Source organism: Flavobacterium sp. S87F.05.LMB.W.Kidney.N, from assembly GCF_004366435.1.
In the GTDB taxonomy this organism is placed as follows: Bacteria; Bacteroidota; Bacteroidia; order Flavobacteriales; family Flavobacteriaceae; genus Flavobacterium.
Map to the genome: position 1 here is coordinate 16,250 of NZ_SODX01000007.1, position 26,344 is coordinate 42,593.

A 26,344-nucleotide genomic window follows, 5' to 3' on the forward strand; every position below is an offset into this window, starting at 1 on the left:
CAATCAAAAACGAATCATTTATTTCAACCAATTATCAATCATTATGAAAAAATCAATCAAACTTATTGCACTCTTTGTAGTTTTTCAAATCTCGGCTTTAAGCACTTTTGCACAAGATAAAGCACAGCAAATTGAACAACTTTTAGCGAAATACAACGAATATGGACAATTTAACGGCTCCGCTCTCGTTGCCGTAAATGGGAAAGTAATTTTTAAAAAAGGTTTTGGTTTGGCCAATATGGAATGGGATGTTCCAAATCAGCCTGATACTAAATTCAGATTAGGTTCTATCAGCAAACAATTTACAGCACTTTTAATAGTAAAACTAGCTGAAGAAGGAAAACTGAAATTAGATGTTCCAATCACAACTTATCTGCCAGATTATCCAAAAGAAAATGGTGGTAAAATTACAATTCATCACTTATTGACACACACGTCTGGAATTCCGAATTATACCAGTGCGCCAAACTTTTTTAAAGATAAAGCTCGAAATCCGTATACTCCAGAAGAATTCGTAAAAACGTTTTCAAGTCTGCCGCTTGAATTTACTCCTGGCGAAAAATTCAATTATAGCAATTCTGGTTATTTTCTATTGGGTTATATTATTGAAAAAATTTCAGGGAAAACATACGAACAATATTTACAGGAAATTATTTTTACGCCTTTAAAAATGGTTAATTCTGGTTATGACCACAGCGATGTCATTTTAAAAAACAGAGCGGCTGGTTACGAAAAACAGGGGAAAAAAATTGTAAACGCTGCATATCTTGACATGAGCATTCCGTATGCCGCTGGATCCTTGTACTCAACGGTAGAAGATTTGTATTTGTGGGATCAGGCGCTTTATACAAACAAACTGCTTTCAGAAAAATCCATAGAATCTTTATACAAACCATATATTAAAGCGTGGGGCGGTTTTTATGGATATGGATGGTCAACTTATGAAGCTCCGAATGGAGAAACCAGTAAATTGAATATTATTGAGCATGGAGGCGGTATTAACGGATTTAATACAATCATTTCTCGTATTCCTGCAGATAAGAATCTTGTAGTTTTATTAAACAATACAGGCGGAACCGTTTTAGGCGAAATGAACACTGCTATTCGTGCTATTTTATACAATCAGCCGTTTGATCAGCCTAAAAAATCGCTGGCATTAGATTTATTGGATATCTATAATGAAAAAGGCGCAGCGACTGGAACCGAAACTTATAAAAAACTGAAAAATGATCCTACATACGCTATTAAAGAAGGAGATATGAATCGAGTTGGATATCAGTTATTACAAAACGGAAAAAAGAAAGAAGCAATTGAAGTTTTCAAAATTAACGTTGAAACTTTCCCAAAATCAGGAAATGCTTTTGATAGTTTAGGTGAAGCTTATCTAGCAGATGGTGATAAAAAATTAGCTATCGCGAATTACAAAAAATCAGTCGAATTAGATCCTTCAAATGAAAACGGGAAAAAAGTATTAGATGAACTTTCAAAAAGTAAAACTAAATAACATTTAAAAAATCCTTTTAAAATTATCTCCGATAAAATAGATTCAAATCTTTTTTATCGGAGTTTTTTTGTTACAATTTCTAACATTCAAATTGGATAATTTAGCTTTAAAAATATTATTTTAGCCCGACCCAAAATAACAATTTAACCTATGAAAAATTTTAAGAAACAAGGCTTTCTGGCTGTATTTTTATGTTTATTTATTTCTTTAAACTGTTTATCACAAAACAATTCGCAAGCTCCAGCAATGCCTTCACAGCAAAACAGAATTATAATTGATAAAATCGTCGAAGCAGCACATTATAAAAATTATGTGATTGATTTTTGTTTATCGAAAATAAACGAAACTTCGGCAAAAGAAGGCTGGAATGACCAGAAAACAATGGAGATCAGTCAAAGCATTAATTATAAAAATTTTAGGGATGCGATTTACAACAGTTTTGTTGTTTTTGATGAAGTAGAACTGGAAACTTTATTAAAAGCATATGAAAAAGACACGGCTTACCAGACTAAAAATGTAATGACTAATAATAAAGTGCTTATTAATAATCTGAATATTTTTGCTGCTGATATTGTGAAGGGGAAGTATATTTCTAAATAAAAAGGTGCTAAGGTTCTAAGATGCTAAGATTCTAAGTTTTTGTACTCTTTGTCAAAGTTTTAAACTTTGACTCAAAGATTCAATTTTAAGTTGTCTTCTCATTTTTGTCATTTCGACGAAGGAGACTCGAGCGATAGTGACTGGCGGAGCAAATCTCCGCGAGAAGCTCTATAAAGATTAAACTCTCTTTGCGGAGTTACTTACGGAGATTTCTCCTTCGTCGAAATGACAATATTCTGGTTATTTTGTTTAATACAAATTTCTTTAAAATTTTGGTTTTAAACTTTTACAAAGAGTAAAAAAACCTGAAACTTGAAACTTGAAACAAAACTATTCCTTCAGTTTAAAAACCAACTTTGTTGAAGTTTTTATAATCTCTTCTTTATTCAATTTCATTTTTCTGAATTTTCCAGCGTTGTACATTTCGGCTTGGTCGTCGTAATGTTTACTAAACGGATTTCCAGATTGTCCCGTAGGCAGAATACTCCAGCTGTTTTCGACATCAGAGAAATCAACAATTCTTCTGGTTGAAGGTCCGCCTTTTGTATAATATTTTCCTTCGTCATTAAATCCGAAAAACAAATTATTGATTACCTCATTTGAACCTGGCGAATTAAATGGTCCGACATTAAATAATCTTCGAAGTGCCGCTACTTTTCCTAAAGGATGTTCGTGCTCAACGGTATGTACTTCTCCCCATTTCCAATTAGAAACAGTATTTCCTAACTGATTTTGTAATGATATAATTGCATCGTGAAAAGATTTTGAAACAATTTGTTTTCTAGTTTCTTTTACATTTTTAGTTTTAACATTATCCCACCAAACCGAATTTTCATTTTTAATTTGATTGGCAATAACTTGTTTCCCAACAGAAATTCCTAAAAAGAGATTGAAGTTTTCCTCCCCCATTTCGTCTTCAAAAGTATTTTTTAGATATAAATAAATCCATTTATTATAAATCGTTGGCGCAGTATCCTCTAAATTGTTGGTTCCTTTCCATGATTTTAAAACCTTTATGGCTTCTTTTTCTGTTGCTGAAATTGAGTTAGGATCAATATTCGAAATCAAATTCTTAACCACATCAACGGCAACATCAGAAGTATTGTCATAAATCATTTTACTCACTGCTTCTTTATCCCAATCGGATTTTGCATCCATTAATCCTGCAATTCTTTTTGCACGATCTTCAGGCAGGTAATATCCTGGATACAAATATCCATTATCTATAGCTTCAGGCTGATTATTAGCAGAATAAACATAACCCCATTTCGGATTTTCTGATGATGGGTTTTTATCAAAATCTAGATATTCGGTAATATCATCATTCCCGCTCGATCCATCTAAAATCAAATGTGTATTTACACCTTCTTTGTGTTTATATAATTTTCCTGTTGCCCACCAAGCCACATTTCCTTTAGCATCTCCATACATTACATTAAGTCCCGGCGCCGCGACAAGTTTTACGGCATTTTTAAATTCGTCCTTACTCCTCGCATGCGAAAGTCCGTAAACTGCATCTAGAATCTGAATTGGCTGATGGGTGTAAGTCCACAACATTGCAATTGGAGTTTTCTTTTCCAAACGTTCCAAAAAATCATTCATAATTGGTCCGTGTCGGCTTGATTTAATTGTCAAGACCACATCTGAAGTATCTTTAACTTTGATTACTTTTTTTCTGGTTTCATAAGCTGCAAAACCAGTAGGTGTTTGATATTGAGTGGAATCTCCAGCTTTATTCTTTTCTTGATAAAAATCGATGTCATCATTTTCGAACATTGTTAAACCGTAAGCGTAATCACGATTGTGTGCCAGTAACGGAAATGGAGTTCCCGCAAGATAACAACCATATAATTCATGTTTTGGTGTTACAATATGAGCTTCGTACCAAGTGGCAGGCTGCGAAAATCCTATATGCGGATCATTTGCAAAAATCACTTTCCCACTTTTAGATTTATGAGGCCCAACAACCCAGCTGTTGCTTCCAATAAATGGCGGAATAGGCGATTGATCCAGCATTGCCGCAACAGATTTTGCAATCTCTGAATATTCTTCTGTATTTTCTTTAGAAATTTTAATTTGGGTTGTATTAAACTCACCATTAATTCCTAAATCTTTCAAATATTCGGCACCATATTTATTCTTAATATCTGTCAATAAAGGATCTGTTTTCTGTGCCATCGCAAAACTGAAAGACATATAACCAAAAATATTGTAAACGTCATTTATGGTAAACTTTTGCTTTTTTACGCCAACCAAAGTAAATTCAATTGGTGTTGTTCCTTCCTCCAAATATTGATTAATTCCATCCAGATAAGCTTCTGCCAATTTATAGCTTTCACTGTTTTTGTCTAATTTGGCAATCGCTTTCGCGGAAGCTTCTTCAATTCCAATTCCAGCAAAAAACTGATCATTTTGCAGTGCAACTGAGCCAAAGATTTCAGACAATCTTCCGGGCGCAATTCTGCGAAGTAATTCCATCTGCCATAACCTTTCCTGCGCATGAACATAACCCAGCGCTGCCATGGCATCTTTTTCGGAATTGGCATATATGTGAGGAATACCAAATTCATCAAAATAAACTGTAGTTTCTTCTTGGATATTTTTCAGCTGCAATTCTCCTTCGTACTTGGGTTTTAAATGAAAAATATAAGCGCATAAACCAACTCCAATTATAATTATAAGTACTAATAAAACCAGCAGAAATTTTTTAAATCTTCTCATATTTTGCAAAAGGTATAAACGATAAGTTGGTAAAATGATGTAATCGAAAAGAAGAATAATGTAAAAATCATTCTTTTTAAAAGCCTAAATTTATGTATTTAAAACCAATCCTATAAATGTCCATATATAAAAAAATAGCAATCGGTGTAATTTCTCTTTTTCTGCTAGTGGTTTTTGCCAATATAGGTTTGAATTACTGGATTAAAAAACAGCTTCCGATTATTATTCACGAGAAAAATAAAACAGCGTACAATATCAATTACGAAAAAATTGAAGTCTCTCTTTTTTCTCGAAATATCTATGCTCAGACATTATTGGTAAGCCCGAAAAATGAACCTAAAAACAGCAAAAACGGACTTTTTTCTAAAATTGAATCTATTACGATCAAGCATTTTAATGTTTGGGATTTAGCTTTCCGCGATATTATTCAGGCCGAAAGTATTATTATCAATAAACCTCGAGTGATTTTATACAAAAAAGGCGAGAAACTTATCAATAACAGCAAAAGTATTAAAAGCGAAATTCTTGAACCTTTTCGTAAAATTGTTGCAGTTTCTAATATTTATCTCAATAACGGAACTGTCGATGTGGTTTCTTTGGATACCGAAAAACCAATTTTCAGCATTAAGAAAATCATTCTAAAATTAGAAGGAATTCTGCTGACGGATGCGACTTTAAAAGAAAAAATTCCACTGCAATATCAAAGTTACACTTTAGTAATTGACAGTTTGTTTTACAGACCAAGTGCTTTTTATCATATTAATATTGGCAAATTAAGTACCGAGAAAAACTTTCTAAAAATTAATAATTTCTCTAATATTCCGCAATTTAACCGCCCAAATTTTATTAAACGTTTAGATAAAGAAAAAGATATTTATACGCTAAAATTCGATTCGGCACAAGTTTCAAAAATGGATTGGGGTTTTAAAAATGATCGTTTTTTCTTTAAAGCGAACTCACTTGTAATCAATCATTTTGATGCGAATATTTATCGTGGAAAAATGCCGAAAGATGATTTGAGTAAAAAATACCTGTACAATCATTTATTGCGAAATATAAAATTCCCACTTCAAATTGATACTTTGCAAGTTCTTAAATCGAAATTGGTTTACGAAGAAGAAATTGATTTTTCTAAAGGTCCGGGAATTTTAAGCTTTGATAAATTCAATCTGCAGGCAACTAATCTGCGAAGTGGTTTTGGTTTGAAAAAAACGAATGATGTAAAAATTAAAGTAAAATGTATTTTCATGAAAACCTCTCCTCTCGATGTAGATTGGAGTTTTAACGTTCTCGATAAAAATGACGGATTTCACATTCAAGGTGTAATTTCAAATTTTGATGTTCGGGCTATGGAACAATTCAGTAAACCGTATATGAATGCCTCGTTTACAGGAGTTTTTAATAAGTACCGATTTAATTTTTATGGAAATGATAATATTTCTAAAGGAAACGCTTCTTTAGATTATGATGACCTAAAAGTAAAACTTTACAAGAAAAAAGATCCTAAAAAAGAAGCCAAGCTCAAATCGGCAATTGTCAATTTATTAGTCAAAAATGACTCAAAAGACAAAGCCAAAACCGCTGAAGTTGAATTAGAAAGAATTCAGGAAAAATCATTCTACAACTTTTTATGGAGAAGCATTGCAGAATCTTTGAAAAAGATTTTGATATAGTTTTTGCAACGAATTACACGAATTTTCACGAAATATTTTTAAAATATTTCGAATAAAAATTAGTGGAAATTCGTGTAATTCTCGACAACAAATTAAACCTGACAATTATCAGGTTTTAGAAAAATCATTTTTTCAATATTTGTCTTTATTTTAACCCGAAGACAAATGACAAAAACACCTTTACATACTTTTCATATTCCTGTAATGGGTCTTGCTTACACGATTGACAGTCCAATTCGTGTTGCACAATATGGTATTTCGTCTGTTATTTCTATTGCCGATGACGATTTAATTGAAAAAATGCGTAATTTCTACAGCACTAAATTCAATATTCCTTACGAAGAAATTACCCAGAAATTTCACGATTACCGCGCCGAAAGAATTACGTCTTACTTAAATTTAGTTGACAAAATTGTAAAAGAAAAATTCGAAATTTTTAAGAAGGAATTAGCCGAAAGCAAAACGACACTTGAAAACTTTATGTCGATGCTGCCGAATACTTCCGACATTAAAAAAGGATTTCAAAATTTGCTGGATGACGGAATTGCTTTTAAAGAAAATATTCAGAATTATATCGAAACGCATCTTTTTCCCGGCGAAATCGACGTTAACATTATGACAAAATTAGATAAAGATAATTTTGTTAAAAATGAACAGCTTCCAATAGAATTTAACGATGCTCATGCCGCTTTAAGAGGTTTTGCAAAAAGTAATTTAGAATCTTCTGTGATTCTTTCTGCTGGAATGAATCCGAGATTATTCGGTTACTTTGAGAACTTTCAAGATTTTTTCCCAAACGAAAAAAACGAACTTAAAAAGAAAATCATTTTAAAAGTGAGCGATTTTAGATCGGCAATGATTCAGGGAAATTTCTTGGCCAAAAAAGGACTTTGGGTTTCTGAATACCGAATCGAATCGGGTTTAAACTGCGGCGGTCACGCCTTTGCCACTGATGGACTCTTATTAGGCACTATTTTAGAAGAATTCAAGCAGAAAAAAGAACAATTGGTACAATCGGCTCACGATTTAATGATTAAAGCTTTACAGCTCAAAAATCAAGTTTTTCCAGAAACACCTTTAGAATTAAAAATTACAGTTCAAGGCGGTGTTGGAACTGCAGAAGAACATGAATTTTTATTATACGAATATAAAGTCGATTCTGTTGGCTGGGGATCTCCATTTTTATTAGTTCCCGAAGCAACATCTGTAGATCAGGAAACAAGAAGTTTATTAAAGAATGCCAAAGAAGACGATTTTTACCTAAGTCACATTTCGCCCTTAGGAGTTCCTTTTAATACTTTGCGTGGCACGTCAAACGAAATCTTAAAACAAAAACGCATCGAAGAAAATAAAGCTGGAAGTTCCTGCCCAAAGAAATTTTTGGCTCTAAGTAAAGAATACGATCCACACGGAATTTGTACGGCATCCAAAAAATATCAGGATATTAAACTACAAGAATTAGATGCAAAAAAAGATTCTCTATCTCCAGAAGAATTCGAAAAAAGCAAAATCAAAATAACAGAGAAATCTTGTTTATGCGTTGGTTTAGCAAATGCTTCTTATCTTGAAAATAATATTAAAATAAAAGGCCAATCGCAGGGTGTGGTAATTTGTCCAGGACCAAATCTGGCTTATTTTGATCAAGAAGTTTCTTTAAAAGATATGCTGCAGCACATTTATCAAGGAAAATCGATTTTGAGAACCAATGATCGTCCGAATTTATTTGTGAAGGAATTAAAAATGTATGTTGATTATTTTAGAAATGAAATTGAAACTATTTCTGGAGAAGTAACGGCCAATCAGCTTAAAAAATGGAATTCATTTAAAACAAATATTCTAGAAGGAATTGAATATTATCAAAATTTACTTTCATCTACTTTGTATTTTAAAAAAGAAGAAGAGAAAATACGAAATCAATTCAATTTCTATAAATCAGAATTGAATGCCATTCAAATTCCCACATTAGAATTAGCATAAAACAAAACGCCGATTTAGGATTCTAAATCGGCGTTCTTATTATAAAGATTTAATATCTATTCTTTTTTATTTTTGCTGTCAATAACAGCACCAGTTCCTGTTCCTAAAGCAGCACCGGCCAAACCTCCAATAATTGCTCCTTCGCCTTTTTTCTTACTGACGATTGCTCCGGTTGCGGCACCAACTCCAGCACCAATTACAGCACCTTTAGCAGTTGCACTCCAGCCTTTCTTTTTGGTTGTAGTCGTTGTTGTTGCTGTATTTCCGTTTGCAGCTTGCTGATGCACCACTACAACTTTCTCTTTTTCAGATTCAACTTTTTGCTCTTCTTTTATCTTAGCCATTTCTGTCTTCATTGAATCGATAACGCGTTGTTTATTAATCTCAACTTTCATTGAATCAATACTGGCTTGCTTGGCTTTATTTAAATCTTGTTTACTTTGATTTTGACAAGAAGTTAAAAGAATTGCCGCCATTATTATATATAAGCCTTTCATGATTGTAGTTTTAATAATTATACATTACAAAATAAGGAATATCTGCCATAATGATTGTTACAGAATTTTTTCGAAAGTTTATAAGATTAGAAGATTTGATACTTAATTATTAATTATTGTAGTTGATTTATTAATCGCACAAAAGCGCAGAGCCACAAAGTTTTTTTCTCATCACTACTTTCTTGCGGAATATAAAAAAAGGCTTTAGCCAAACTTTTACAGTTTGGCTAAAGCCCTTTTGATTTATGTTTTATTGTCATCCAGCTAAAGCTGGACGCTATTCAAACTTTAAGATTAAACTTTCCGACTCTGCGCCTTTGCGAGATTCATCAACTTTTACTTCCCTAAAATTCCTGTTTTTAGAATTTGTCCGAAATCGTACATATCTTCATAAGAACAATATAATGGAACTGGAGCTAATCGAATTACGTTTGGTTCACGCCAGTCTGTAATTACTCCATTTTTCATTAAATAATCGAACAAACTTCTTCCTTCTCCATGAAGAAAAACTGATAATTGTGAAGCTCTCTCTGCAGGGTTTGAAGGCGTAATAATTTCAAAATTCCCTTTTACTTCTTTGTCAATTTCGTGCAGAATAAATTCTAAATAAGAGGTAATATGATCACGTTTTGCAATTAAGGCGTCCATTCCAACCTCAGCAAACATTTCTACAGAAGCCAAATATGGTGCTAAAGAAAGAACTGGAAGATTACTAATCTGCCATCCTCCTGCTCCATGAACTGGATCAAAGTTAGGTTCCATTTTAAAACGGCGTTCTTTATTGTGTCCCCACCAGCCTGCAAAACGAGGTAGATCTGGATCGTTGTGATGTCTTTCGTGAACAAAAACTCCAGAAGCATTTCCAGGTCCTGAGTTCATATATTTATAACTGCACCAAGATGCAAAATCTACATTCCAATCATGCAGTTCTAATTTAATGTTTCCAGCAGCATGTGCTAGGTCCCAGCCTACTTTTGCACCCGCTTTTTGTCCGGCAGCAGTAATAGTTTTTATGTCAAAAACTTGTCCGGTATAATAATTTACCCCTCCTATTAAAACCAAAGCCAGTTCATCGCCAACTTCTTCAATTTTTGCTAAAACATCTTCAAGACGAATATTGTGTTCGCCTTCGCGGCGTTTAATTTCTACGATAGCATCTTCTGGTTTATATCCATGAAAATGAACCTGACTCTGAAACATATATTGATCTGATGGAAAAGCTTTTTCTTCGCAGATTATCTTATAACGCTTTCCTTTTGGCTGATAAAAAGAAACCATTAGTAAATGGAGATTTACCGTCAAAGTATTCATCACCGTAACTTCTGACGGAAGTGCGCCCACAATTTTACTCAGCGGTTCTGCAAATCTTTCCTGATAATCCCACCACGGTTTTTGCGCATAAAAATGACCTTCGACAGCCAATTCTGCCCAATCATTCATTACTTCATCAACATAAGCTTTGGTGCGTTTTGGCTGTAATCCTAAAGAGTTTCCCGTAAAATAAATGACACGTTTATCATTCACTTTTGGAAAAATAAATTCGTTTTGATAATGATTTAATGCATCTTGAGCATCAAGTTGTTTCGCGAATTCGCGTGTATTTTGAAAAGTCATTGTGTTTTTGTTTTGGATGCTAAAATAACAAAATTTGTTTGTTTTGTTTCAAGTTTCAAAATTTCATGTTTCAGGTTTCAAGTTTCAGGTTTCATGTTTCATGTTTCAGGTTTCATGTTTCAGGTTTCAAGTTCGTTCTGCAGTTTAACTGCAAAGTGCGCAAAGATTTTTTGCTCAGTTTGTGTTTGCCAAGAGAAGAACGCAAAGCTTTGCGAACTTAGCGTTTGTAAACGTCAACCTTGATAAAAATCTTTGCGCACTTTGCGGTCAACCACACAAAGCATATCAACATGAAACATGAAACATGAAATAAAACTATAAAAACAGAAAACCCGACAGGTTTTAAAAACTTGTCGGGTCTCTTTATAAGATAAATTCTAATTAAAGAATTAACATCGCGTCTCCGTAAGAATAGAATTTGTATCCTTCTTTGATCGCTTCGTCGTATGCTTTTTTCATTAAATCATGACCACAGAAAGCAGAAATCATCATTAATAATGTTGATTTTGGCGTGTGGAAATTTGTAATCATACAGTTTGCAATACTAAAATCATGAGGAGGGAAAATAAATTTATTTGTCCATCCTTCGTACGGATTTAAAGTATTTTGAGAAGAAACAGAACTTTCGATTGCACGCATAGAAGTTGTTCCTACTGCACAAATACGTTTTTTCTTTGCTTTTGCCTCATTTACAATATCACAAGCTTGTTGATTGATAATCAATTCCTCTGAATCCATTTTGTGTTTAGATAAATCTTCCACCTCAACTGGATTGAAAGTTCCTAAACCAACGTGCAAAGTTACCTCAGCAAAATTTACTCCTTTGATTTCCAATTTTTTCAAAAGGTGTTTTGAGAAGTGTAAACCAGCAGTTGGCGCTGCTACAGCTCCTTCTTCTTTTGCGTAGATAGTTTGGTATCTTTCAGCATCTTCGGCAGTTACTTCTCTGTTGATGTATTTAGGAATTGGAGTTTCTCCAAGTTCTGTCAATTTGTTTCTAAATTCTTCGTAAGAACCATCGTATAAGAAACGTAAAGTTCTACCACGAGAAGTTGTATTATCAATTACCTCAGCAACTAATGAATCGTCGTCACCAAAATAAAGTTTGTTACCAATACGGATTTTTCTAGCAGGATCTACTAAAACGTCCCAAAGGCGCTGCTCAGAATTTAATTCTCTTAATAAGAAAACCTCAATTCTAGCTCCAGTTTTTTCTTTGTTTCCGTACAAACGTGCAGGGAAAACTTTTGTATTATTAAGAATTAAAACGTCTCCATCATCAAAATAGTTGATAACGTCTTTAAACATTTTATGTTCGATAGTGTTTTTTTTACGGTCAATTACCATTAAACGAGATTCATCTCTGTTTTCTGCTGGAAATTCAGCCAAAAGTTCTTTCGGTAAATTGAAATTGAAGTGTGATAATTTCATATTTGAAGTTAGATTTTAAAATATCAATCTTAGACTTTTTTATCTAAAATTTTAAATCGCTTGCAAATATACGATTGTGAGATAGGCGTTGTCAAGTGTTTTGACGTTTATTTTCAAAAGCCCTTGATTTTGTGCGGTTTCGGGAAGCATTAAAAATGTTTTTTTTCTTACACAAACCTCTTCAACGTATTATTGTCATTTCGACGAAGGAGAAATCTTCGGAAGTAGCTCGACAAAGATTGGATTTTCGTTGCGGAGTTACTTACGAAGATTTCTCCTTCGTCGAAATGACAAACTTTACGATTATACTCAAATTCGAACATAAAAAAACCTCTGGTTGAAACCAGAGGCTATGTTTTATTGCACTTTTATTTAAATGAACTTATATAACTTATATGGTTCAATTATTTCTACAATTCTGAAACTTGAAAATTTAAAGCTTTTAAATCATTCCAGAAATCTGGGTAGGATTTTGAAACAACTTCTGCATCATCAATAATAATTGGAACTTTAATTGCTAAAGGAGCAAAAGCCATTGCCATACGGTGATCGTTGTATGTCGCGATATGTACATCGTGATTAATATTTCCAGAACGCTCTAAAGTCAAGCTGTCATTAGTTACAGAAATATTGGCTCCTAATTTTGTAAGCTCGATTTTTAAAGCTTCTAGCCTGTCAGTTTCTTTGATTTTTAAAGTATGAAGACCCGTTAAGTGACATCCAATTCCTAAACCTAAACAGGTTACTACAATTGTCTGCGCAATATCTGGTGTATTGTTCAATTCAAAATTTACGTCTTGATAATTGAATCCAGCTACTTTTTCCAAAGTCATTTTGTTATTTTGGAAAGTAGTTTTCACACCCATTTTTTCATAAAGAGAAACTAATTCTGAATCTCCCTGAAGGCTGTTTTCTTTATAACTGCTTAAAGTTATTTTGGCAGCATCCGACAACGCCACTAAACTAAAGAAATAAGAAGCCGAACTCCAGTCTGATTCTACAACCATTTCTTTTGATTCGACTGCTTCTTTTGGAAAAACTTTGATTACGTTTCCTTCAAAACTAGTTTGAATATTTAAATCATTCAAAAGAGCCAAAGTCATTTTAATGTATGGAATTGAAGTGATCTCTCCTTCTAAAGTCAATTCTAAACCATTATCTAGTTTTGAAGCAACTAATAAAAGTGCCGAAATATATTGACTGCTCACATTTGCAGCTAATTTTACTTTTGAAGCAGTAACTTTTTTGCCTTTGATTCTGATTGGCGGATAACCTTCTTCTTTCTCGTATGAAATCTCAACTCCTAATTGAGCCAAAGCTTCAACTAAAATTTTAATCGGACGTTCCTGCATTCTGCTTGATCCTGTCAGCACCACTTCTCTGCCTTCGTTAACCGAAAAATAAGCAGTAAGAAAACGCATTGCTGTTCCTGCATGATGAATATCTACAATTTCATCATTTCCTGCTAATGCTTTCTGCATTACTTCGCTGTCATCGGAATTTGAAGTATTGGCTAAAGTGATATTTGGAAATAATGCTTTTAGTAATAGTAAGCGATTCGTTTCACTTTTAGAACCGGTGATATTTAGTTGCGAATCCTCAATAGTAAATATTGAATTCGTGCTTAATTTTAAATTCATTTTTTTAATTGTAAGTTGTGAATTTTGAATTATGGATGATTAGAAACATAATTCAGCCCCGCAATTTACCACTCCCCATTCATAATTCAAAATTCAAAACTCATAATTCAAAACTTATGAGTGATATTTCACAATTATTTCAATTTATCGTTGTTTTTGTGACGATCTTTATCTCTAACCGATTTTAAGTCCATTTTTTTATCAAAAGCGGCTTGTAAATCGATTCCCGTTTGATTTGCCAGACATAAAACTACAAAAACAACGTCGGCTAGTTCTTCGCCTAAATCTTTATTTTTATCGCTTTCTTTTTCTGATTGTTCTCCGTATCTGCGCGCAATAATTCTTGCTACTTCACCTACTTCTTCTGTTAACTGAGCCATGTTTGTTAATTCGTTAAAATAACGAACACCATGTTCTTTTATCCAGGTATCAACATCTAATTGGGCATTTTTTAAATCCATCTTTAAGCTTTTTTTAGAACAATTTTTTCGTTTTGACTAGCAATCATTTTCTGAAAAAGAATTTTCAATGTATTGTAGTGCTCGGCTGCAAAAATACTATTGTTAATGTCTTTTGAAAAGCTAAATTGAATTTTGTTTCCTTCATTTAAAACATTTAACACTAAAGTTATAGAATTATCTTCGAGTGAAAACCTAGCAGGAGAAGGAAGTGTTTCTACGACATAACCTTCTGGAATCTCTACATTGACTAGAACTTTTTCTTGTTTTGGATATCCGAAATAAATGCCCATTTGTCTAGTTTCTTGTAAAAAAGGATTTTTAGATGGTGTGTAGAACAACATTGGGTTTATATAAAGTTTTCCTCCTATATTTTCAACAAAATTATCGGTTTCAAAACTAAAGGTTTCCACAATTGGATCGGATAAATTGGAGATTTTATTGGTTACGAGATAATCGGAAATCTTTAAATCGCCAAGCTGTTGTTCTAGTTTTTCAATATAATCTTTTTGATTTCTGTTTCCGTTTTGAACTCTAAACTTATAAGCTTCATAATCTGTTTTCTGAATTCTAATTTTGCCGTCTATTTTTCCATTTTCATTTACTTTGAAAGTCAAGTTTGAAACTTCTCTTGAAGGTTTTACAGGGACTAAATCAATCTCTCTAGAAGTACCATCGTTTTTGATTAATCTGCCTTTCCAATTTAAGATATTTAAAGGAAGTATATTGGGCGATGTAAATTTACGAGAAGCATCTAAAAGGATTTGTTTTCCGTCTATTTCGGCTGCAACAATTACATAATTAAATCCCATTCTTGTTGGATAAACTGGCACTCCATTTTCAATTGTACTTACTAAAACAGGATTAGCTTCTATACCTGCCCATTTCAGCATATTAAGTAAAATAAAATTAATTTCGGCAATGTTTCCTGTCTGATCTGTGTATGCTTTTTCGACACCTTTATCAGTAAGGCAGCTATTAATTTCATTCCAGTTCATTTTATTTTGAACGAATTGAAAAATAATATTCATTCTTTCTGTTTGAGATTCAACATTGACTAATAATTTTTGAACATCTGCCAAAAGGAAATTGTTTTTATTAAGTTCTTTTCCAAAATGATCTTCTTTATAAATTGTTGAAGCCACTCCTTCCCAAGTAATAGTAAAATCTTTAACTGGCTGTTCTGGCATGCGAACACGCTCTAATTCGTGCTGAATAGATCCTCTATAGTTTTCAATATTATTTACATAAGGTTCTTCTTTTAAAGCTGGAATATTTTTACCAGAATAAAATGCATCAATTTGTTTGTAGGACATCCAGCGGCTTTGTCCATATTCATTGGTAAAATTCTGGCTTCCATTAACAAGTTTAGAATTATTTTCTATTGTGTGTCCGCCAATTAAAATAGTTTTGTAAATGTAAAACTCTGGGAATTCTGTCTTATACTCAAAATAGTTTAATGGAATGCTAAATTGAAAATCAAAATCAGGAAACTCGCTGATATTTTCAGATTTTAAAACATATTTATATTCTATAATAGAACCGACTTTTACATTAGGAAGCGTTATTCCTTTTTCATTCCAATATTCATTAATTTTTTTTTTGAACGATCCTTGGCTTTCTAACTTTGTCTTTTCTACTTTACCATTTTCTAAATTATAAGTAACTGCATTTGAAAATGTTAATAAATCTTCATTCAAATTCTGGTAACCAACATAGTAATGCACTTTTTGATCGGCCCATTTTAAGCCTTCTTTTTTATAAATTTTAATTTTAAACTCATAAGTGTGAACGGCAGAAAATCCTGTTTTATCATTGTAACTAAATACAGTTTTGCCTTTTTTAAATAAAATTGCAGCTGGCGCAGAAGAATCTACAGGATGTATTTTCTCTTGTAATTCGGCAATAGTTACTTTTCCAAGCTCATAATTTTGAGCTTGGATATTTATGGTATTCCAAAATAAAGCAATACAAATTAAGAGAGATCTAAACATCTTAAATACGTTTTAAAACAATCTTTTCTGTTTGTTTTTCAATCATGCCTTTGTAATATTCTTTCAGCATTTCATATTGTTCTGTGGTAACGATTGCTTCATTTATTTGATGTGCTATACTTAATTGAAGTACATTATCGTTTGCGGCAATATTAAATTTAAAACTTCCTAAATTATTTTCCATATTATAAGCAACTGCCGCTGGGAGCGTTTCTACCGTATAACCTTCTGGAATTTTAATTGTAATATTGTATTTATCTAAAAACGGATAACCAAAATCTACTGGATACTCGCGAACATCCTGCTTAAATGGATTTTTGTCTTTAGCAAAAAACAGCATTGGGTTCACATAAATTTTACCGCCAATAAGTTCGCACAAATTATTTCCGGTAAATGAGTAAGTTTCGATAGCAGGAGCTAATAAATCTTTTTCATTTGTTCTTGAGTATTCGCTTATTTCGATTTTACCACTATTATTTTCAAGTTTCTCTAAATACTCTTCTTCTTTTAATTTTTCGAAATTCTCTCTCGTAATCATTGCATTATAATCTGAGCATTGTCTTCTGGTTTTTCCTTTAACATGTCCTTCGGCATCAATATCATAATTCATAAAAACAATATCATTTGATGCTTTTTTAGGCATTAAATCTATTTCTTCTGAACTTCCGTCTTTTCGAATCAATCTTCCCATCCAATTCAGCGTTCTAAAAGGAAGAACGTTTGGTGTTGAATACTTATCAGTTGCATCTAATAAAATATATCCATTTGGAGTTTCGACTGCAGCAATTACATAATTAAAAGCTGTTCTGTTCGGGAACAATGCAATTCCGTTAGAGCGGGTACTTACTAAAACTGGATTTGCTGTTAGTCCAGAATGACGCAGCATTGCTGTAAGCATTAAATTGATATCAGCAATATTACCAGTTTTTTCTTTATACGCTTTTTTAACTCCGCTATCGCAGCCATAACCTGTATAACCATTCCATTTTACGTTTGATTTTACGTGGTTTAATATTACCCACATCTTTTCTTCAGGTGTAGTAATTCCTGCTAATAATTTTTTTAAATCTTCTTCAAAATATCCTGTTTTATTTAACTCTGGACCAAAATCTTCATATTCATAAATTGTTCGAACAACAGAATTCCAATCGGTAGAATATTCTTTAATTGGTCTATTTGGAAAATGAGTTAATGAAAGTTCGTGTTCTACACTTGATTTGTAATTGTCAATATTATTGACAAAACTTTCATCTTTTAAGGCAGGGAAATCCTGTGCTACATAAGTAACTTCTGTTTCTATATAATCTACTTTATCAGAGTAAAATTCAGTTTTTGCCACCATCCCATTTCCTCCTCTTTCTTTACTAGTAATAGTTATCGATTTAGGACTTTTTAATGTTGTGATTTTAGGAAAAACATATCCTTTCTGTCTTGGTTTAAAAACATAATATTCTGGGTATGCTACTTTAAACTCAGAATAATTTACAGGAACTGAAGATTGAAAATCCCAATCACGAATCATTGCATCACTCGGAGATCTTACCGTATATCGAAATTCTATTACAGAACCTTCTTTAATGTTAGGCATTGTAATCTTTTTTTGCCCTCTATATTTCGAAAGGACTTCATCAAAAGATCCGTCACTTTTTAATTTTGTTTTTTCAATTTTACCATTTACCAAATTGTAAGTAACTGCGTCTGAAAAAAACACTCTTTCTTTTAGATTGTTAGTATTGTAATACCAAACTGCTTGATTGGCCCAGTCATATCCTTCCTTTTTATAAATTTTGACACGAGTTTCTACATCAGTCAGCATGTAAAAACCATCGTTTTGGTCAAATTCCATTCTAGACACTCCTTTTTTATACAAAATTGCCGCTACGGCTGAAGTATCTTTAGGATGTGCTTTCTGTTCCAATTCTGCAACAGAAACTTTTCCTAATCTAAAATCCTGTGAAATCGCTTTGGGAGCGATTAATAAAATCACAGACAGGCTAAAAAGTTTAATAATTTTCATTGGTTGTTTTTGGTTATAGTTTTAATTCTTGGTTAGTATTATTTTGGCGTTATCATTTCTAGAAACCTGCTCCATAAACAAACGGTATTCGTCATATTCTTTATTTGAATATTTTCCTTTGTTTAAGAACATAGATCTTTTATAGGTTATTTTGTTGTTTTCTTTTTTAAGGATTTCTGTTTTATATTCTCCGAATTTTCCTTTTAACTCATAATTTTGAGGCAGAAATTCGACACTAAAACCTGCTGGAAGATTTATCTCAATTTCATCTGTATCTAAATAGCCACGCTGAATTTGAAATGGATTTTTACGGTTTCTAATGCGCTTTACATTTCCGGTATATTGGTTGAATGCATCGACAACAAAAATCATTTTATTTCCAGAAACAGCACCATAATTTGATGCACTTAACTGAACATCTTCGGTAAAAAGAATATTCTCTTTATCATTAGTAAAAGTTATTTTACCTAATTTTAAATTATTGATGTTATCCCAATATTCTTTATAATGTTCCTCTTTCTCATTTGGCTGTAAATTCTCAACTCTGGATTTAGCAGCATATTGACTTCCTTGGGAAGCTATTTTTAAAGTACCAGAAAAATTTCCATTCTCATCAATTGTATAAGTTCCTTTTCCTGTTTGAGTATTTCCTTTATCGTCATAAATTTTAGTTCGAACAATTTCACCGCCTTCTGGCTTTACTACCAAAACATTTCTATCGTCTGTAAAAGTTCCTTGATAACCAAAAGGATCATCTTGACTGGTACATTCTAGCCAGATATAATTATCTTTATCTGGAACAGCAAGAATCATGTGGTTCCCCTGCATGGAAACAAAATCCGATTGAATATCTGATTTATAGCGATCTCCGTATAAAATTGTATTGTATGAAGGAACATCAACGGCTTGTAAAAGTGCTTTTGTGTAATTTGACAATGCTTTACAATCTCCATACCCTAAACGATCTACATCTGTTGCCAGCATTGGTTTCCAGCCGCCAATGCCTACCGCAATATTTACATATCTAGATTTTTTTTGAACATAATCGTAAATAATCTTTGCTTTTTTGACAGGATCTTTTTCATTGCCAACAAGTGCTTTTATTTTTGTTTTAGTTTCTTCTGGTAAAGTTGTAGTTCCAGTTAGGATTTTTTCTCCATACCATTTTCCAAAAGCTTCCCAAGTGGTAGCCGTTCCATCGACTCCTTCTAAATGAAAATGTTCGAGTCCCATCATCACTTTAGGAAAAAGATCTGTTTGAGAAGGACTAAGATCTTCTTGCTTTTGAGCTAAAATATTAACAGCAGTATAACTCAGTTTGGTATCTGTGTCAACAGTTTTTGTGATATTAAAATCAGAAAAACGGAACTCTTTCTTTTTGAATCCCAGCTCTTTAGGGAAAGTAACATTCAGCGCACATTTTTCTACACTTAAATAATAACCGCCTAAAAAATACCATTGTGGTATAAATGCAGTGTTTGAAGTCTCTACCTCACTAGTATAAACAATTGTAAAAGGATAAGAAATAGGAGTATAATCTAAATAAAGCACTCGATTATCTGAAAAAAGGGTACTCCCGCTTACGGCGCTTTGATCTTTAAAATCTTTTCGTTTGATTTTTTTTATTTCGTTTCCGAATGCATCATAAACAACGGCTTCAATACTTTTTATGGAAGTTGTTTTATCATAATGCTGAAAAGCGTCAATATCGTTTAAACCTTTATTATTTAAAACAGAAACAACTCGTTGTACTTTGATATTCATACTTCGTTGCGAAGCAATAACAATATCCATCTGATCTAAACGAAGAACAGCATTGGCGTTTTCTTTAAGACTATCAGAAATTTTTAAAATGGAATAATCGCTCTTTTGAGCGAAAGAATTAGGGGTAATTATAACAAAAAATAACGCGCAAAAGAGGTTTTTCATTAGTAGGTATTTTCGTCAAATATATATTATTTTCAGAAATCCTTAACAAATGTTTAATAAAATTTTACTCTCTATTTTTGCTGTCCATTATTATGGTAACTGGTCCATCATTTAAGAGATTAACCTTCATATCGGCACCGAAAATTCCTGTTTGAACTTTTTTGCCCAATTCTTTTTCTAGAGATTTTACAAAGTTTTCATACATAGGAATTGCAAAATCTGGTTTTGCAGCTTTTATATAAGATGGGCGGTTGCCTTTTTTAGTAGAAGCATGAAGTGTAAACTGACTTACTACAATAATATCGCCGTCAATATCTTGAACTGAGCAATTCATAACATCATTTTCGTCTCCAAAAATTCTCATTTTTATAATCTTTCCAGAAAGCCAGTCAATATCTTCCTGAGTGTCGGCGTCTTCAATTCCAACTAAAACTAATAATCCCTTTTGAATATCTGCTGTTGTTTGACCTTCTACCGTTACTGATGCTTCTGAAACTCTTTGGATTATTATTTTCATTATTTATCTGGAGTGGCTTTTAAACCATGATTAAAAGATTATTTGGATTTTATTTCTGGACGTTAGATACACAGCAGTACATCTTTACAATTGGAATTTGGAATTTTAAAAATTGATTTTTTATTTTCTCGTTTCATCACTAGCTGCACGATCTTCACCATAAGTATCGGTTCGATAATGCTCGTCATCTCCTTCAAGGATTTTAAGATAACTATTGTAACGTGACCAAGCGATTTCGTCTTTTTCTAAAGCTGCTTTTATCGCACAATGAGGTTCCTCTTTGTGTAAACAGTTGTTAAACTTACATTGGTCTTTCAGTTTGAAGAATTCTGGAAAATAACCGCTGATTTCAGATGGCTCCATATCGACAATTCCGAAACCTTTAATTCCTGGCGTATCAATAATTCGGGCATCAAAAGATAAATCATACATTTCGGCAAAAGTAGTCGTATGCTGTCCTTGTTTGCTTTGTTCTGAAATTACAGTAGTTTTTAAATGCAGGCTTGGTTCCATTGCATTGACCAAAGTTGATTTTCCAACTCCAGAATGTCCGGAAAACATGCTTACTTTTCCAATCATCATTTCCTTTAACTGGTCGACCCCTTTATTTTCTGTTGATGAAATTCTAAGACATTTATATCCAATTTCGGTATAAATATGCTGCAAATACAATTGATCGTCTAAAGTTTGCTCATTGAGTGTATCAATTTTATTAAAAATCAAGATAGCTTCAATTCCGTATGCTTCTGCCGTAACCAAAAAACGATCTATAAAGCTCGTCGTTGTCGGCGGATTATCAATCGTAATCAATAAAAAAACCTGATCAATATTCGATGCTATAATATGAATCTGCTTAGATAAGTTAACTGATTTACGTACGATATAATTTTTCCTTTCATGGATATTATAAATCGTTCCCGTAACAGCATCTGAAGTTTCTTCTAATTCGTAATCGACAATATCACCTACAGCAATAGGATTAGTACTTTTGATACCTTTCATCCTAAACTTTCCTTTCATACGGCATTCTATAAAATCGCCTTTTTCAGATTTTACGGTGTACCAGCTTCCTGTAGATTTATATACGATTCCTGTCATTCTTTAATTTTAGATTGTTTGTCCCGAAACTTCGGGATTAGATTTCAGAATTGAAAACTAAATCCCTGCAAAGATAAATGAATAATTTTAAACATAGCCCCAAGGTTTCAACCTTCTAAATTGATTGAGATAAACGTTTCGCTAGTAAGATTCAAACTTTGGTTAATCTAAAAACAAAAATCCCCAAAACTTCTTTCAAAGTAATGGAGATTTTAAAAAACAATCTATTTTCAATTAATGTTATAAGAAAATTTAGGGATCTTGTTTTCAAAAACTAAAATTAACTTATATCACTTATATGGTTCAGCAAAATTATGCGTTGAAAATTTTCTCTTGATGACCAATACTTTCCTGGTGAATCGCTTTGAACATTCTCAAAACAAACTCTTCAGTAAGACCTTTTTTCTCACCTTCCAAGATCATTTTTCCTAAAATTTCGTTCCAACGGTTGTTTTGAAGAATTGCAACGTTTGCATCTTTTTTCACCTGACCAATTTCGTCAGCAACTTTCATACGTTTTCCTAATAACTCTAATAAGTTAGCATCCAAAACATCGATGTTAGCTCTTAATTTAGTCATTTTTGAACTGTATTCATCTGTAGTATCATCCGTTTTTCTGATAGTCAAATCTTTAATGATTTGTTTCAAAGCGTCTGGAGTAACTTGTTGCGCAGCATCAGACCAAGCGTTGTCCGGATCGTAGTGCGTTTCGATAATCATACCATCGTAATTCAAATCTAAAGCCTCTTGAGTTACTTCGAAAATCATTTTACGATCTCCTGTAATGTGAGATGGATCAATGATCAATGGTAGATCAGGGAATTTATTCTGCAATTCGATAGCAATCTGCCATTCTGGAATATTTCTGTATTTTGTTTTTTCGTAAGTAGAGAAACCTCTGTGGATAACTCCTAATTTCTCAATTCCAGCCATGTGTAAACGCTCAACACCACCTAACCATAAAGCTAAATCTGGGTTTACTGGGTTTTTCACTAAAACGATTTTATCTGTTCCTTTTAAAGTATCAGCAATTTCTTGAACTGCGAAAGGGTTTGCAGTTGTACGTGCACCAACCCATAAAACGTCGATATCGTGTTCTAAAGCTAGTTTACAGTGAGCTGCAGTTGCAACTTCAGTTCCCATTAATAAACCAGTTTCTGCTTTAGCTTTTTGCAACCATTTTAATCCAATTTCTCCAACACCTTCAAATCCTCCCGGACGAGTTCTTGGTTTCCAGATTCCAGCTCTGAAAACGCTAACTTTTGAATCTTTCAATTCGTGAGCGATTTTCAAAACCTGATCTTCAGTTTCTGCACTACAAGGTCCAGCTATCACAAGTGGGTGATTTAAATTGAAATCTTCTAACCACTTTCTCATTTCTTTCTTATTTTCCATCTTAATTCTAATTTACTTTTTAGTTGTTGTTAATCCGTTTAGTATTTCTTTAATTTTATTTGTGCTTTCCATTTCTTCAAAAATGGCGTTGTAATTTTCATCTTTTAACAAATCCCTAAACCGACTGAGATTTGAAATGTATTCTTCTAATGTTTCCAGAACGTGTTCCTTGTTTTGCTTAAAAATCGGTGTCCACATTGCCGGTGAACTTTTTGCTAAACGAACGGTGCTTTCAAATCCACTTCCCGCCATATCAAAAATATCCTGTTCGTCTTTTTCTTTGTTCATCACCGTTTTTCCAAGCATAAACGAACTAATATGTGACAAATGCGAAACGTAAGCAATGTGTTTGTCGTGCGAAGTCGGATCCATATATCGAATCCTCATTCCGATTTCGCTGAAAAGCTTTAATGCTTTTTCCTGCAATTTAAAAGTGGTTTTTTCCACTTCGCAGATAATATTTGTTTTTCCTTTAAACAAACCTCTTATCGCTGCCGAAGGTCCCGAAAACTCCGTTCCTGCTATCGGATGTGTAGCGATAAAATTTCTTCTTTTCGGATGAGCGGCTACTGCTTCACAAATTGGCTTTTTCGTTGAACCTACTTCAAAAACAATCGTTTTATCTCCAACCGAATCCAGAACTTTAGGCAAAACCGTCAATGCGACATCAACCGGCACGGAAACAATTACAAAATCGGCTTCAGCCAAATCTTCAAAACTTCCTGCTTCGTCGATAACTCCTAAATCAATTGCTTCCTGCAAATGTTTTTCGTTATTATCAATTCCAAAAATTGTCGAATCAGGATGTTGGTCTTTGATGTCCAGCACCATCGAACCGCCTATTAACCCTATTCCTATTACGTATACTTTCATACTATTTCTTTAAATTCCAAAATTTTAAATTCCAAATTCCAATTAAAAAAGGCTTTTCCCGAAGCTTCGAGACGCTCAGCCTGAAAATCTAAAATCTAAAATCTGATATCTACAATTACTAAAATCGATCTATCGCTTCCTGTACTTTTTCCTCTTTCACACACAATGAGAATCTAATATATCCTTCACCATTGCTTCCGAAGATTGTTCCCGGCGTGATGAAAATATGTTTTTCATATAATATTTCGTCAATGAACTTTTCTGATGATTCGATTCCTTCCGGAAGTTTTGCCCAAACAAATAATCCAACTCCTTCTTTATAAACTTCGCAGCCTAATTTTTCTGCTAGTTTTTCTGTTAATTCTCTTCGGCGTCTGTAGATTTTATTTTGGTCTTCAAACCACGATTTATCACATTTTAAAGCCGCAATCGCACCTTTCTGAATTCCGTAGTACATTCCGCTGTCCATGTTGCTTTTTACTTTTAGAACTGCATCAATAATTTCAGGATTTCCTAAAACCATTCCGACTCTCCAGCCTGCCATATTGAAGGTTTTACTAAGTGAATTCAATTCTAAAGCCACCTCTTTTGCGCCTTCAACCTGCAATAAACTCATCGGATTATCATTCAAAACAAAACTATACGGATTGTCGTTGATCAATAATATATTGTGTTTTTTAGCAAAGGCAACCAATTTTTCAAATAACGCTAAACTTCCTCTCGCTCCTGTTGGCATGTGCGGATAACCCAACCACATAATTTTTACTTTCGAAAGATCCAATTTTTCTAAAGCTTCGAAATCAGGTTCCCAGCCATTTTCTTCTTTCAAATCATAATAAACAGGAACTGCCTGAACCAAATTGGTTACCGAAGTATAAGTCGGATAACCTGGATTCGGAATTAAAACGTGATCGCCTTCATTTAAAAATGCTAACGAAATGTGCATAATTCCTTCTTTCGAACCCATAAGAGGTAAAATCTCATTATTCGGATTCACTTCAACACCAAACTGATCACGATAAAAATCGGCCATCGCTTGTCTCATTTCTGGTAATCCCTGATAGCTTTGATAACCATGCCCGTTTTCGTCTTGAATTGCTGCAGCGACTGCTTCAATTACTGCTTTTGACGGACTCAAATCAGGGCTTCCAATTCCCATATTGATGATCGATTTTCCTTCAGACTGCAATTGACGAACTTCTCTCAATTTTGATGAGAAGTAGTATTCTTCAACTGTGTCTAATCTTTTTGCTGTTGTAATCATTTTTTATTTGCTTTAGGCCGTAAGCTTTAGGCTTTAGGCTCTTTTTTACTTCTAACTTTTAACTAATAACATCTAACCTATAAAAGGTTTTGTATTCTTGTATTCTCCCAGAACTTTTAAATATTCTGCCATTATATTCAATAATGCTTTGGCTTTGGCGAAATCTTCATATTTCTCGAATGTTACATCTACGAAAAATGAATATTTCCAAGGTGTTTCAATTTTTGGTAATGACTGAATTTTTGTCAAATTCAATTTGCAGTCACTCATTACGTTTAAAACTGCTGCTAAGCTTCCTCTTTTATGATCTAGTTCAAATTTGATTGAAGCTCTGTTGATTTCGTTTTCTGGCAAAAATGAATTTTGCTTTTTGATAATCACAAAACGGGTCATATTATTTTTGATCGTTTGAATTTCCGGCGCAATGATTTCTAAATCATACATTTCTGAAGCTACTTTACTTCCTATTGCCGCAATTCCGGTTAATTGTTTTTCCTGAATTCTTCTTGCTGTTTCGGCTGTATCTTTATCTTCAACCAATTTGATGTTTGGATATTGTTTCAGGAAATCCATACATTGCAAAAGTGCCATTGGGTGCGAATGAACTTCTTTTATGTCTTCAATTTTCTGACCTTTTAAAGTCATTAAATTTTGGTGGATGCTCAAATAATGCTCTCCAATAATGTGTAAATTATTCTTGTCAATCAAAGCATAATTCGGAATAATTGGCCCTGCAATCGAATTTTCAATCGCCATAACTGCCTGGTCTGATTTTCCAGAAAGAAGGCTGTCGACCAATTCTTCAAAAGACAAACATTCATCAATAGCCACATTTTCAGAGAAATACTCCTTTACAACCTGATGATGAAAAGAACCTTTTATACCTTGTATTGCAATTTTCGTTGTCATATATTCAAAAAAAAATCCTGATTTGCATCAGGATTGTATATTAGTTTTATTTGTATTTTATATTTCTCAAATAACCATAGCACAATCCTTACTTCTACTAAAGAAGAAATAAAAAGAGTTGCTAAAATAAAAACGGTTATTAGACATTTTGTTTGTGTTTTTCAATAAATTCTCTGCGAATGTATAAATTATTTTCACCGCACCAAAAAAAATAATGCTTTTTATGAAACAAA

19 protein-coding genes are annotated in these 26,344 nt (G+C 33.0%); 4 read left to right on the forward strand and 15 right to left on the reverse strand.

Annotated elements, in window-relative coordinates; genetic code table 11:
* The first annotated feature begins 43 nt into the window (after positions 1–43).
* Both EDB96_RS18900 and EDB96_RS18905 read left to right on the forward strand, forming a co-directional pair.
* Complete coding sequence (locus tag EDB96_RS18900) at positions 44–1,504, forward strand: serine hydrolase (protein ID WP_134142581.1); 1,461 nt, start codon at positions 44–46, stop codon at positions 1,502–1,504.
* Between the two features lie 150 nt (positions 1,505–1,654).
* Entirely contained in the window at positions 1,655–2,104 is a 450-nt protein-coding gene (locus EDB96_RS18905; protein ID WP_134142583.1) for a hypothetical protein, read from the forward strand.
* Between the two features lie 330 nt (positions 2,105–2,434).
* On the opposite strand, the gene EDB96_RS18910 is transcribed toward EDB96_RS18905, so the two are convergent.
* On the reverse strand, positions 2,435–4,825 hold the full coding sequence (locus tag EDB96_RS18910; RefSeq protein WP_134142584.1) for a penicillin acylase family protein: 2,391 nt from the start codon (positions 4,823–4,825) through the stop codon (positions 2,435–2,437).
* A gap of 116 nt (positions 4,826–4,941) precedes the next feature.
* Here EDB96_RS18910 and EDB96_RS18915 point away from each other — a divergent pair, with 116 nt between their 5' ends.
* Together EDB96_RS18915 and EDB96_RS18920 are read left to right on the forward strand one after the other, a co-directional pair.
* Positions 4,942–6,498: a hypothetical protein gene (locus EDB96_RS18915; protein WP_134142586.1), complete on the forward strand. Its 1,557-nt coding sequence runs from the start codon at positions 4,942–4,944 to the stop codon at positions 6,496–6,498.
* A gap of 165 nt (positions 6,499–6,663) precedes the next feature.
* Positions 6,664–8,475: a hypothetical protein gene (locus EDB96_RS18920; protein ID WP_134142587.1), complete on the forward strand. Its 1,812-nt coding sequence runs from the start codon at positions 6,664–6,666 to the stop codon at positions 8,473–8,475.
* Positions 8,476–8,531: 56 nt separating this feature from the next.
* On the opposite strand, the gene EDB96_RS18925 is transcribed toward EDB96_RS18920, so the two are convergent.
* The 14 genes from EDB96_RS18925 to EDB96_RS18990 all read right to left on the reverse strand — a co-directional run bounded on the left by EDB96_RS18925 (position 8,532) and on the right by EDB96_RS18990 (position 26,111).
* Complete coding sequence (locus EDB96_RS18925) at positions 8,532–8,972, reverse strand: YMGG-like glycine zipper-containing protein (RefSeq protein WP_057115069.1); 441 nt, start codon at positions 8,970–8,972, stop codon at positions 8,532–8,534.
* 336 nt (positions 8,973–9,308) lie between these two features.
* Positions 9,309–10,586, reverse strand: a complete 1,278-nt coding sequence (gene kynU, locus EDB96_RS18930) for a kynureninase (protein WP_134142588.1) — start codon at positions 10,584–10,586, stop codon at positions 9,309–9,311.
* A 381-nt stretch (positions 10,587–10,967) separates the two neighbouring features.
* The gene (gene queA, locus EDB96_RS18935) at positions 10,968–12,017 is read right to left on the reverse strand and encodes a tRNA preQ1(34) S-adenosylmethionine ribosyltransferase-isomerase QueA (protein WP_057115071.1); all 1,050 of its coding nucleotides are present in this window, start codon (positions 12,015–12,017) and stop codon (positions 10,968–10,970) included.
* A 410-nt stretch (positions 12,018–12,427) separates the two neighbouring features.
* Entirely contained in the window at positions 12,428–13,657 is a 1,230-nt protein-coding gene (gene aroA, locus EDB96_RS18940; RefSeq protein WP_134142589.1) for a 3-phosphoshikimate 1-carboxyvinyltransferase, read from the reverse strand.
* A gap of 134 nt (positions 13,658–13,791) precedes the next feature.
* Positions 13,792–14,118 (reverse strand): nucleotide pyrophosphohydrolase, encoded by a 327-nt coding sequence (locus EDB96_RS18945; RefSeq protein ID WP_012022600.1) that lies wholly within the window; start codon positions 14,116–14,118, stop codon positions 13,792–13,794.
* A 2-nt stretch (positions 14,119–14,120) separates the two neighbouring features.
* Positions 14,121–16,109, reverse strand: a complete 1,989-nt coding sequence (locus tag EDB96_RS18950; RefSeq protein ID WP_134142590.1) for a DUF3857 domain-containing protein — start codon at positions 16,107–16,109, stop codon at positions 14,121–14,123.
* 1 nt (position 16,110) lies between these two features.
* The gene (locus EDB96_RS18955; RefSeq protein WP_134142591.1) at positions 16,111–18,126 is read right to left on the reverse strand and encodes a DUF3857 domain-containing protein; all 2,016 of its coding nucleotides are present in this window, start codon (positions 18,124–18,126) and stop codon (positions 16,111–16,113) included.
* Positions 18,127–18,147: 21 nt separating this feature from the next.
* Positions 18,148–20,055, reverse strand: coding sequence for a DUF3857 domain-containing protein (locus tag EDB96_RS18960; protein ID WP_134142592.1), 1,908 nt, complete (start codon positions 20,053–20,055; stop codon positions 18,148–18,150).
* Positions 20,056–20,119: 64 nt separating this feature from the next.
* A complete protein-coding gene (dtd, locus tag EDB96_RS18965) occupies positions 20,120–20,572 on the reverse strand; it encodes a D-aminoacyl-tRNA deacylase (RefSeq protein ID WP_057115075.1) in 453 nt (150 codons plus the stop codon).
* Positions 20,573–20,692: 120 nt separating this feature from the next.
* Positions 20,693–21,670 carry a ribosome small subunit-dependent GTPase A gene (gene rsgA, locus EDB96_RS18970; RefSeq protein WP_057115076.1) on the reverse strand — a complete coding sequence of 326 codons (978 nt, stop codon included), beginning with the start codon at positions 21,668–21,670 and terminating at the stop codon, positions 20,693–20,695.
* 312 nt (positions 21,671–21,982) lie between these two features.
* Positions 21,983–23,065: a bifunctional 3-deoxy-7-phosphoheptulonate synthase/chorismate mutase type II gene (locus EDB96_RS18975; RefSeq protein ID WP_029270594.1), complete on the reverse strand. Its 1,083-nt coding sequence runs from the start codon at positions 23,063–23,065 to the stop codon at positions 21,983–21,985.
* Positions 23,066–23,077: 12 nt separating this feature from the next.
* Positions 23,078–23,938 carry a prephenate dehydrogenase gene (locus EDB96_RS18980; RefSeq protein WP_134142594.1) on the reverse strand — a complete coding sequence of 287 codons (861 nt, stop codon included), beginning with the start codon at positions 23,936–23,938 and terminating at the stop codon, positions 23,078–23,080.
* A 118-nt stretch (positions 23,939–24,056) separates the two neighbouring features.
* Positions 24,057–25,202, reverse strand: coding sequence for a pyridoxal phosphate-dependent aminotransferase (locus EDB96_RS18985; RefSeq protein WP_134142595.1), 1,146 nt, complete (start codon positions 25,200–25,202; stop codon positions 24,057–24,059).
* A 72-nt stretch (positions 25,203–25,274) separates the two neighbouring features.
* The gene (locus tag EDB96_RS18990) at positions 25,275–26,111 is read right to left on the reverse strand and encodes a prephenate dehydratase (RefSeq protein ID WP_134142596.1); all 837 of its coding nucleotides are present in this window, start codon (positions 26,109–26,111) and stop codon (positions 25,275–25,277) included.
* Between the last annotated feature and the right edge of the window lie 233 nt (positions 26,112–26,344).